This is a genomic window from Streptacidiphilus melanogenes, from assembly GCF_000787835.1.
GTDB classification, from domain to species: Bacteria; Actinomycetota; Actinomycetes; order Streptomycetales; family Streptomycetaceae; genus Streptacidiphilus; species Streptacidiphilus melanogenes.
Map to the genome: position 1 here is coordinate 126,871 of NZ_BBPP01000021.1, position 8,676 is coordinate 135,546.

General features: G+C 74.1%; 7 protein-coding genes. 2 read left to right on the top strand and 5 right to left on the bottom strand.

Features of this window, described 5'->3' with window-relative positions:
• Nucleotides 1-165: 165 nt before the first annotated feature.
• The 5 genes from TR49_RS22430 to TR49_RS22450 form a co-directional block, all read right to left on the bottom strand.
• The gene (locus TR49_RS22430; RefSeq protein WP_042384234.1) at nucleotides 166-858 is read right to left on the bottom strand and encodes a hypothetical protein; all 693 of its coding nucleotides are present in this window, start codon (nucleotides 856-858) and stop codon (nucleotides 166-168) included.
• On the bottom strand, nucleotides 855-4,277 hold the full coding sequence (locus TR49_RS22435; RefSeq protein WP_042384236.1) for a DEAD/DEAH box helicase: 3,423 nt from the start codon (nucleotides 4,275-4,277) through the stop codon (nucleotides 855-857). The genes TR49_RS22430 and TR49_RS22435 overlap by 4 nt, the downstream gene beginning before the upstream one ends.
• A gap of 165 nt (nucleotides 4,278-4,442) precedes the next feature.
• Complete coding sequence (locus TR49_RS22440) at nucleotides 4,443-4,838, bottom strand: cell division protein SepF (RefSeq protein ID WP_042384238.1); 396 nt, start codon at nucleotides 4,836-4,838, stop codon at nucleotides 4,443-4,445.
• A 346-nt stretch (nucleotides 4,839-5,184) separates the two neighbouring features.
• Complete coding sequence (locus TR49_RS22445; protein ID WP_201776215.1) at nucleotides 5,185-5,736, bottom strand: DinB family protein; 552 nt, start codon at nucleotides 5,734-5,736, stop codon at nucleotides 5,185-5,187.
• A 79-nt stretch (nucleotides 5,737-5,815) separates the two neighbouring features.
• A complete protein-coding gene (locus TR49_RS22450) occupies nucleotides 5,816-7,036 on the bottom strand; it encodes an MFS transporter (protein ID WP_042384242.1) in 1,221 nt (406 codons plus the stop codon).
• 215 nt (nucleotides 7,037-7,251) lie between these two features.
• Here TR49_RS22450 and TR49_RS22455 point away from each other — a divergent pair, with 215 nt between their 5' ends.
• Nucleotides 7,252-7,644 (top strand): TOBE domain-containing protein, encoded by a 393-nt coding sequence (locus TR49_RS22455; protein ID WP_042367227.1) that lies wholly within the window; start codon nucleotides 7,252-7,254, stop codon nucleotides 7,642-7,644.
• Between the two features lie 79 nt (nucleotides 7,645-7,723).
• Complete coding sequence (modA, locus tag TR49_RS22460) at nucleotides 7,724-8,563, top strand: molybdate ABC transporter substrate-binding protein (RefSeq protein WP_042384246.1); 840 nt, start codon at nucleotides 7,724-7,726, stop codon at nucleotides 8,561-8,563.
• Nucleotides 8,564-8,676: the final 113 nt, after the last annotated feature.

Here is an 8,676-nt window from a genome sequence, read left to right on the forward strand (position 1 = left end):
GGCCGAACTCATCGCGCTCGCGGCGGGATACGTGCCCGACTTCCTCGATCCGGCGCCGACGGGGCCCGCCCCCCCTGCTCGCCGACGAGCTCGCCGCCGTGCTCGGCACGCCGGACGAGGCGGTCCGCCGAGACCTGGACGTTCTCCGCCGCAAGCACGGCGCCCTCAGTCCTCCGTCATCGCCTGGTAGAGCCGCCGCAGGGTGCGGTCCAGCGGGCGGCCGTGGAGGGTGAGACCCGTCGGGCCCAGACCGTCCAGGGCCGGCGCGGCCGGAAGGTCGTCGCCGCCCGGCGGCGGATACGGGGCCGGCTCGGTCCAGAAGCCCGTCGGGGTGGGGGTGAGCGGCTCCGGGCCCGTCGGGGTCGGCATGCGGCGCAGGTGGGCGAGCACCCGGAGGCGGTCGCGGCCGCGCCAGCGCAGCAGCAGGAACGGGTCCTGGTCGAAGAGCAGGGCCAGCCCGCCGAGCAGTGCCGCGACATGTCGGCACACCGCTCCGTCCGCACCGCCGGTGCGGCCACAGGCGCAGTCGAGGGTGAGCTCGGACGCTCGCGCGGGCAGCAGCGGCAGGCCCACACCGGCCAGCAGCCCGTCGGCGTCCGGCGGGAACTCGCCGGCGAGCAGGCGGCGGCGGACCTGCGCCAGGGCTTCCTCGGCCAGCCGCCACTGCTCGGCGTCGAAGACAGCGAGGTCGGCCCACGCGTCGACCCCGCCGACCCGCCCCCGCGCCGAGCCCGGCGTCACCGAGACCTCCCGCACCTGCGCCGAGCCGCCCGCCTCCCGCATCTGCGCCGCGTACAGGCCGATGCCCAGGGACTCGACGCGGGCCAGGAACCGCTCGGACCACGGCAGCACGCTCACAGCTCGCTCACCGCCTCCTCCGCCAGGGACAGCACATCCGCCAACGCATCCGGGGACAACGCCGTCAGCACCTCCAGGACGCCGGCGCCGGCCGGCACGCCCTCGCCGATCACCGCGTCGGCCAGCGCCCGCTTGGCGGTGAGCAGTTCGTCCACCCGCTCCTCCACGGTGCCCACGCACACCAGCCGCCGCACCTGGACGTCGCGGCGCTGGCCGATCCGGAAGGCACGGTCGGTGGCCTGCTCCTCGACCGCCGGGTTCCACCAACGATCCAGGTGCACCACCTGGTTGGCGGCCGTCAGGTTCAGGCCCGTGCCGCCCGCCTTGAGGGAGAGCAGGAACACGGAAGGCTCCCCGTCCTCCTGGAACGCGTCCACCAACCGCCGCCGCTCGGGCTCGGGCACGCCGCCGTGCAGGAACCGGACCCGGCAGCCGAGGCGACGCCGCAGATAGGGCTGGAGCAGCTTGCCGAACTGCGCGTACTGGGTGAAGCAGAGAGTGCTGTCGCCCTCCGCGAGCGCCTGCTCCAGGATCTCCTCCAGCAGCGCCACCTTGCCGGAGCGGCCCGCGACGCGCACCGCGCCGCCGCGCGCGCCCTCGCCGGTGAAGAGCGCCGGATGGTCGCAGACCTGTTTGAGCCGGGTCAGCGCGGCCAGCACCGAGCCGCGCCGCTCCAGATCCCGCGTGTAACCGAAACCCTTGATCCGCTGGAGCAGCCGGGTGACGACGGCCCGGTAGAGCGCGGCCTGCTCCACCGTCAGATTGCAGAGCACCGTCATCTCCTGCTTGCGCGGCAGCTCCGCCGCGATCGCCGGATCGGTCTTGACGCGGCGCAGCACGAACGGCTCGGTCCGGCGACGCAGCAGGGCGGTGGCGCGCTCGCTCGCGTTGCGCTCGATCGCCACCGAGTACCGCTCCTTGAACTGCTCGGCGGTGCCGAACAGACCGGGGTTCACGAAGTCGAGCAGCGAGTGGAGATCGGCCAGACGGTTCTCCACCGGCGTGCCGGTGAGCGCCACGCGGTGCGCGGCGGGCAGCGCCCGCACCGCGCGGGACTGCAGCGTCGCGGCGTTCTTCAGGTGCTGGGCCTCGTCGGCGACCACCCGGTGCCAGGCGATCGCACGCAGCGCGGTGAAGTCACGGGCCGCCAGGCCGTAGGTGGTGAGCACGACGTCGGCGCCGAGCACGGCCTCCCGCACCCGGGCCGCGCCGCCGCGCCGTGCGCCATGGTGCACGTGCACCCGCAGCATGGGCGCGAACCGCACGCACTCGCGTTCCCAGTTGCCGAGCAGGGACATCGGCACGACGACGAGCGTGGGCGCGCCCGGCGCAGGATCGCCGCCGTCACCTGCGTACTCGGCCGCGAGCAGGGCGAGGGTCTGGACGGTCTTGCCGAGGCCCATGTCGTCGGCGAGCACGCCGCCGAGGCCCAGCCGGGCGAGGTGGGCGAGCCAGGCCACGCCGTCGTGCTGGTAGGGGCGCAGCTCGGCGGTGAATGCCTCCGGCAGCGGGACGGGCGCTGGCGAACCGGCGGACGCGGCACTCCCGCTCCCACCGGACAGGCGGGCGATCAGCTCCCGCAGCCGGCCCTCGACCTCGACCGCGAGCACCGGCAGCCCCGCGGGCTCGCGCGCGTCCAGCATCAGACCGAGCACCTCGGACACGGCCATCTCCCCGGAGCCCTCGCGGGAGAGGAAGGCCGTGGCGGCGGCGAGCCGCTCGGGATCGGCGACCACCCAGCGGCCGCGCAGCTGGACGAGGGTGTCCTTGGCGTCCGTCAGCAGCGCCAGCTCCTCCACTGTCAGCGGCTCGCCGCCGAGGGCCAACTGCCACTGGAAGGCCAGCAGCTCGTCCCGACCGACCGTGCTCTCCTGCTCGACGACGCCCGCCTGGGCCGGACGCGCCGCCAGCAGCAGCCCGAGCGCCGGAGGTTCACGCCACCAGGACGGCAGCAGCACCTCGAACCCCGCCTCGGCGAGGCGCGGCGCGGCGTCCCGCAGGAACGCGAGGGCCTCCGCCCGGTCCAGCCAGCGGCCCTGCGGGCGCCCCTCCTCGGCGAGCACGGCCAGCAGCGGATGCGTGCGCGCGGCGCGCCGCAGCTCCAGCACGAACAGGCCCTCCGGCGCGGGCACGGTCTCGGCCAGCACCTCCGCCCCCGCGCGGCCGGCCCACAAGTCCTCCGCGGTGACGACGTGCGAGGGCTCGTCGGCGGGGGAGAGCAGCAGCTCGAGCCACCAGCGGTCCTCGTCCTCCTCGGCCTGCCCGAACGGCTCGACCAACCGGAAGCCCAGCCGCAGCCCGCTGCCCGAGGCGCCCTCGCCGGGCGCGCGCCAGTGCCGCAGGCGTTCGGCCAGCGGCCTCCACCGCTCGGCCGGGCCCGGCAGCGCGCCCTCCTCGGCGCACAGCGCGGCGACGAGCGCCGCGACGTCCGAGCCCTGCCCGGCCTCGAACGGCACGGAGGAGACCCGCGCCCGCGTCTCCTCGTCCAGGAGCACCCCGAGCAGCTCCTCCGCGAGCGCTCCGGCCCCACGCCTGGCCCCGGCCTCCGCTCGGCACACATGCGGACATGCGGCCACCAGCCCCGCCAGCTCCGCCACATCCGCGCCCTCGGGCGCCGCGACCCACCGTGCGTACGCGCCTGCCCCGCCGGAAGCGGACGCCCCGCCCGCCTGGGCCGCGTCGCGCTCAGGGCCGTCCCCCGGCTCAGGGCCGTCCCCCGGCTCAGGGCCGGGACCCGGCCGCACGCCCGGCCCGGGGCCGACCGGCACGGCGGACGCGGGGCGGTCGGGTCGGTCGCCGCTGGGGGAGCTCGCGGCGGTGCTTTCGGCGGCCTCGGGGCCGGGAGCCGGTTGTACGTCCGGCTCGGCGCCGCCCGGCACGGCGGACGCGGGCGTGGTGTCGCGGGGGAGCGTGACGGCGGGGAGGACCCTGCCGCGACCGGTCAGGCGCCAGGCGAGGTCGTGGAGGGCGGTGAGCCAGCGCAGCGACGCGCCGTAGGCGGCCTCGACCGGGCCGAGGCCCGGGAGGTCGGGGTGGACCGCCTGGCGGTCGGGGGAGTGGAGGGCGCCGAGGAGCTGTGCGGCCTGGCCCGGGGTGAAGAGGAGACTCGGGACCCGCCACGGCGTCAGCCGTGCCGCGGCGCGGCGTTCGTGGGCCGAGGGGAAGGCGATCTCCGGTGAGGGCAGCGGCGTGCCCTCGGCGGTCGGGAGCAGGAGGCGGGTGTCGTCCTCCGAGGCCTGCTCGGTGAGCCAGGCGAGGCCGGGCCCCACGGCCGACAGCAGCGCGCGTAGCGCCGCGGGGGGACAGGCGAAGGGGTGCAGGCCCGCCTCGGCGTCCGGAGGGGCGATCGGGCGGGCGGCATCCTCCGCCCAGAGCGCGAGGCGCCGGTCCGCGCGCCAGATGCCGTGTAGTGCGAACATCGTCTCACCCGCTCCCGGCCTGCCGGGGGACGGCTGCTCCGTCCCACTCCCGACCTGCAGCCTAAGCGGGGGCACTGACAGGATCCGCACCACCGGAGCCGCGACGGGGGCACGGCGCCGGCGGTGTCCGCGCGTCGGGCTCCGGCAAGAGAGCCCGACGCGGGATCAGCTCTGGTTGTAGAAGCCGGAGTCGTCCGAGGCATTGTCGATGACCATGACCTCGATCTCCGGCGGGGCGAGCAGGAAGACCCGGCGGGCGATCCGCTCCATCGTGCCGCGGGTGCCGAAGACCAGACCGGAGGCGAAGTCGATCAGGCGCTTCGCGTCCGGATCCGCCATCTGGCTGAGGTCCATGATCACCGGGGTGCCGACGCGGACGTGCTCGCCGATCTCACGGGCGGACTCGAAGCTGGTCGGACGGACCTGGGTGATCTTGGGGGACAGCGGTGCCGCCTCGGGCTCCGGGGAGTCCCACGGCTCCTCGTAGTCCGGGACCGCCACCGGGTACCTCCCCGACGGCGACAGCCACCCGCGGTAGTCGTCACGCAGTGCTGCTCCCATGTCCAACCTCCCCATCTATCCTGCTGCCCCGTGTGGTGCCCGCGAATCCGGTGTCGAACCGGTCCATGGCGGGCTTCTTGCTGACGTGGTTTCCCACGATGCTGTCCGAGTATCGCATTGATCACCGACAAGGCACCCGTCCGGACGCCTCGCCGCGCCGTCTGTGTCAACCGTTCTGACGATTCATTCGGACGTGGCGGCGATTCAGCTGGTTCCACTCGAACAGTTATGCGATTTTTCGTTCCCCGGATCTGCTGACTTCGATGCGAGCCCGGTTTCGCGCGCGCCCCTTCGGGCACATTCAGGACTCGCGGCCGTGCACGGTGCCGCGCTTCCCGGCGTCACGCTACTCGCCCGTGACGCCGTCGATCCGTTCGCGGAGCAGGTCCGCGTGTCCGTTGTGGCGGGCGTACTCCTCGATCATGTGGATGTAGATCCACCGCAGCGGCACCTGCTCGCCGCGACGTGTGCCGGTGTCGTCGAGGGTGCGCGCCCCCGCCAGCTCCCTGGCCAGCGCGACCTCCTGACGCCAGGTCGACACGGACGCCTCCACGTCGGCCGTGTCGACCTCGTCGAAGTCGCCGTCCGGCGACTGCTCCGTCCAGAAGTGCGCCGGCGCGTCCTGCCCGTCGAGCACGACGCGGAACCAGTACCGCTCCACGTCCGCCAGGTGGCGGACGAGACCGAGCAGCGAAAGCGTCGACGGCGGCGTGGAGCGTTCGCGCAACTGGGCCGCGTCGAGGCCGGCGCATTTGACCGCCAGCGTGTCCCGGTGCCACTCGAGGAAGCTTTCGAGCATGACCCGCTCCCCCTGGAGGTAGGGCGGATCGGCCCGCTCGTCCTTGGCGGGAATGACGATCTGACGGTCCCTCGGGTCGAAGGAGTCGGAGGAACTCATGCGCCTATGATTGCGGGCCCTGAGCTTTTCCGGCCACGGATTTGTCGGATGAGCCAGAAAGCGGCATATTCGAAATCGATCAGAGATTCGATTCGACTGCGTCGGACTCGCGCCGGGCGACGGTCCGGCTGTGCGGCGCCGCCCTCGGGGCCAGCAGCCTCGCCCCCGCGACCAGCCCCAGCGTCAGTGCCGTCACCACGCCGAAGCTGACGCGCAGTGACGTCGCCTGCGCGATCGCGCCGACCGTCGCCGGGGCGATCAGGCCCGAGGTGTACGTCACCGTCGCCACGCCCGCGATCGCCCGGCTCGGGTTGTCCCCGCTGTGCCCGGCCGCCGCGAAGCAGAGCGGCACGACCACGGCGATGCCGACGCCGAGCAGCGCGAACCCCGCGATGGCCTGCGCGGCGCTGTCCGCCGTCACCACCAGCAGACCGCCCGCCGCGGCCAGCGCGCCGCTGCCGCGCGTGGCACGCACGGCGCCGAAGCGGCGCACCGCCGCGTCGCCCGACAGGCGCGCGGCCGCCATGGTGCCCGCGAACGCGGTGTAGCTCGCCGCCGCCAGGGCCGGTGCGGCGCCCGCGACGGACCGCAGGTACACGCCGCTCCAGTCCCCGCCCGCGCCCTCGGCGAAGACGGCGCAGAAGCCCACCAGCCCGATCGCGAAGGCCGAGCGCGGCGGCAGGGCGAACCTGGGTGGTGCCTCCTCCTCCGGCTCCGGCTGCACGTCCAGCAGTCCGCGGCAAGCCGGCAGCGCGATCAGCACCAGGCAGGCCGCCATGAGCGGCAGGTGCACGGAGCCGGGCACGGCGAGCGCGGCCGCCGCGATCCCGACTCCGGAGGCGAGCAGGCCGCCGACGCTCCACATCCCGTGCAGCCCCGACATGACGGACCGGCCGAGCCGCGCCTCCACCTCCACGGCCTGCGCGTTCATCGCCACGTCCGCGACCCCGGCCGTCGCGCCGTAGACGAAGAGCGCAAGGACCAGCAGCGGCAGGTTCGGCGCCAGCGCGGGCAGCGCGAGCGCGGCGGCGTAGAGGCAGATCAGCAGCCGGTTCCCGGCCCGGTGCCCGCGCGCGTGCAGGACGCGCCCAGCGAGCGGCATCGAGGTGAACGAGCCGATGGCGGGGGCCACGAGGGCGAGGCCGAGCTGACCCGCGGACAGGTGCAGATGGTCCTTGATCCAGGGGATCCGGGTGGCCAAGCTCCCCGCCGCCGCGCCGTGGATGGCGAAGACCGCCGCAACCGAGATCCGTGCCCGGCGCAGCGTGCGCGCCTCCTGCCCGTCCTGCCCACTCCCCATGCCGCCCCCACCATCGATGGTCCGTACCAAGATCATAGGGGCGGATTCCGTTTCGGGACCGGGTCGGTCAGCATGCGGACGGGTCCGGAAGGCGTGCGGAGCGCTGCCGATGATCACTGGAGGCCCGCACATGCGAGAGGAAGTTCATCCCAAGGCTCGCTTGTGCCATGCTACGAGTGACGAAGGGGCAGCAGGTGCGACAGGATGATCGTCACGTGAACAGCTATCGGATCGGCGAGGCCGCCGCTCTGCTCGGCGTCAGCGCGGACACCATGCGCCGCTGGGTCGACGCGGGCCGGCTCAGCGCGCAGCGGGACGAACACGGTCATCGCATCGTGCCGGGCCCCGAACTCGCCGCCTTCGCCCGCGAACTCGCGCGGTCGGAGACGGCCGAGGGGGGCCTGCCCTCATCGGCGCGCAACCGCTTCCGCGGCATCGTCACCGAAGTGATCCTCGGGGACGTCGCCGCACAGGTGGAGATCCAGGCGGGGCCGTTCCGCGTCGTCTCGCTGATCAGCAGGGAGTCCGCGGAGGAGCTGGGCCTGGAGCCCGGCGTGCCCGCTGTGGCTGTGATCAAGTCGACCAACGTCGTCGTCGAACGGACCTGAGCCGCGGTCCGTCCCGGCCGACCCGTCCGGCCGGCGTCCGTGTCCTTCCGAAGAGCCGAAGAACCTTGGGGGTTCCCGCATGACCACTCGCTCCGTGCTCCGCCTGCGCCGCACCGCCGTCGCCTCCACCGCCGCGCTCGCCCTGCTGGGCCTCGCCGCCTGCAGCTCCTCGTCCTCCTCTGCCGGCTCCTCCGGTTCCTCGGCCTCGGCCTCTGCCTCCTCCACCGCCTCCGGCGCGGCCGTCAGCGGCAAGATCACGGTCTTCGCCGCCGCGTCGCTGAAGAACACCTTCACCGAGCTCGGCAAGGAGTTCGAGGCCGCCCACCCGGGCACCACGGTCACCTTCAACTTCGGCGGCAGCGACACCCTGGCCGCCTCGATCGTCTCCGGGGCCCCGGCCGACGTCTTCGCCGCCGCCAGCACGACGACGATGCAGACCGTCGTCTCCAAGGGCGACGCCGTGGGCACGCCGGTCGACTTCGCCAAGAACGAGCTGGAGATCGCGGTCGCGCCGGGCAACCCGAAGCACCTGACCACGCTCGCGGGCCTGAACGCCTCCGGCGTCAAGGTGGCGCTGTGCGCGAAGACGGTGCCCTGCGGCGCGGCCGCCGTGAAGGCGCTGGCCGCCAGCGGCGTCAAGCTCACCCCCGTCACCCTGGAGCAGGACGTCACCTCCGCGCTCAACAAGGTCGAGCTGGGCGAGGTGGACGCCGCGCTCGTCTACAAGACGGACGTGAAGGGCGCGAACGGCAAGGTCACCGGCGTCGACTTCCCCGAGGCGGCCAAGGCCATCACCACCTACCCGATCGCCCCCGTCAAGGGCAGCGCCAACGCCGCCGCGGCGCAGGCCTTCGCCGCCTTCGTGGCCTCGTCGCAGGGCGAGCAGGTCCTCGCCGCCGCCGGCTTCCAGGCCCCGTGACGTCGTGACGGACGAGCACGACGCCGTGACCGGCGACGAGCAGTCGTCGCCGGTCGAGGTGCTGTCCGACGGACGGCACCGGTCGCGGTGGCCCCGCGCCGCGCGCGGGGGGC